We start from the raw sequence: 1730 nt of genomic DNA, 5'->3' as shown, positions 1-1730 counted from the left end.
GTGGTGTCAAAAGGTTGCGTTGCGCTTGGTTGGAACGATGTAATCTCATCTGAAGGTGCTGGGCCTTGGGACACAGCCCAGCCGCCTACGGCAAGACTTAATGAAAAACCAGCAACCAACCACAACCAGGGCTTACTACGTGAGACATTCGGAATCTCAGCACGAGTAAGTTCACTCGGTGATGTTTTTTCAGCAAGTTCAGATAATGCTTTATTGATGGCACTCAAGGTTGACTCCATCCCCAAAATACGGGTGTTTTAAACTTAGGTTTACGGGCATCAAACGTATCGTGCATGGCCGCATAAACGTGGTGATTTTTCAGTAAGGTACAACGGTCGTTAAACGCAGCTAACAGAGCTTTATGACTAATTTGGTTGATCAACCTTGGTATGCCCATGGCTGAACGCCAAATCGCTTTTTTCTGTTCAATGGAGAAAATGTGCGACCCATTGCCCGCTTTGTCTAAGCGATTATTGATGTACGCAACCCCTTCATCGACAGATAACGGACGCAGCCCACAACTGAACGTAATGCGTTGACGAAACTGTCGTAATTCGTGCATGGACAAGCGTTCATCCAATTCAGGCTGACCGAAAAGTACCAACTGAATTAATTTGTCTTGCTCGGTTTCTAAATTGCCGAACAAGCGCAGTGTTTCTAAAGCCTCAGGAGAAAGAGCTTGAGCTTCATCGACGATCAGAACGGTTTTCTTCCCGGTTGAATGCACACGAATCAAGTGTTCTTGAATTAAAGAAACAATGCGCAATGGATCGTCATTATCAATACCTAGCTCTCTTGCCACGGCAAACTGCAATTGCTCTCCGTTGAGCACAGGATTGGGCAGATAGACCAATTCCACTTGCGATTCGATCTGTTCAATCAGCTTGCGACAAACCATGGTTTTGCCCGTACCAACTTCACCTGTCACCTTAATCACCCCTTCACCCATCTGCACGGCGGCTAAGATGGTTTGAATCGCCTCATAGTGAGGCACTAACCCCAAAAACATTTCCGTATTTGGGGTCAGTGAGAAAGGTGGAACTCGAAATCCAAAATGCGACAAGTACATAACGAATCACAAACTCTTTGAAAAGCTAACGTTTCTTCTGCGCTTATTGCGCATCGGGGAACCACTCTTGCAGCAAATCACGCGAGCGCTCTAGCTCTTTTTGCCAAGAGTTCACGCCAACAACGGTCGGTTTAAGCAGAATAACTAGCTCGGTTTTTTGCGTCACATTCGAAGTGTTGCGGAACAAGTGCCCCAGAGCAGGCACGTCGCCAAGGAATGGGACTTTTGACACTTGCTCGACATTTTGTTGCTTCATCAAGCCGCCGATAACCACAACATCGCCATCTTTCGCACGAATGACCGAATCAGATTCTCGAATCGAGCTTTTTGCCAAAGGCAATTGAATGTTTTGAAAATCACCACCAAGATTTAACTGCTTCACTTCTTCTGTGACTTCAATGACCGCTGGATGCACATGCAAGAACACGTTGCCCTTGTTGTCGATTTGTGGCGTCACATCAAGTGAAATACCCGAGAAGAATGGCGTCAGTTCTACTTCAGGGACCGCATTAGAGTTTTCACCATTACCCGCATTACTGGAAAGCTCAGTCACGAAGTACTGATCGGTACCAACTTTGATCACTGATTTTTGGTTGTTCGCCGCCGTAATACGTGGGCTTGAGAGCACATTTAGGTCGCCTTGGGTCGACATAAAGTTTAA

The 1730-nt window shown here is 46.3% G+C and carries 1 protein-coding gene and 2 pseudogenes; all 3 read right to left on the bottom strand.

All coding sequences use genetic code 11. From position 1 onward, the window contains the following. Nucleotides 1-227, bottom strand: a pseudogene (locus R7O12_RS24095) (MSHA biogenesis protein MshN); the annotation flags it as partial. Then, nucleotides 224-1069 carry an ExeA family protein gene (locus R7O12_RS24090; RefSeq protein ID WP_318126564.1) on the bottom strand — a complete coding sequence of 282 codons (846 nt, stop codon included), beginning with the start codon at nt 1067-1069 and terminating at the stop codon, nt 224-226. The pseudogene R7O12_RS24095 and the gene R7O12_RS24090, both read right to left, overlap by 4 nt. A 43-nt stretch (nt 1070-1112) precedes the next feature. Continuing rightward, nucleotides 1113-1730: pseudogene (locus tag R7O12_RS24085) on the bottom strand (pilus (MSHA type) biogenesis protein MshL); the annotation flags it as partial.

It is taken from the genome of Vibrio sp. Vb1574, from assembly GCF_033338675.1.
The sequence above is the reverse complement of the archived record's forward strand: the minus strand, read 5'-3'. Positions and strand labels throughout refer to the sequence as shown.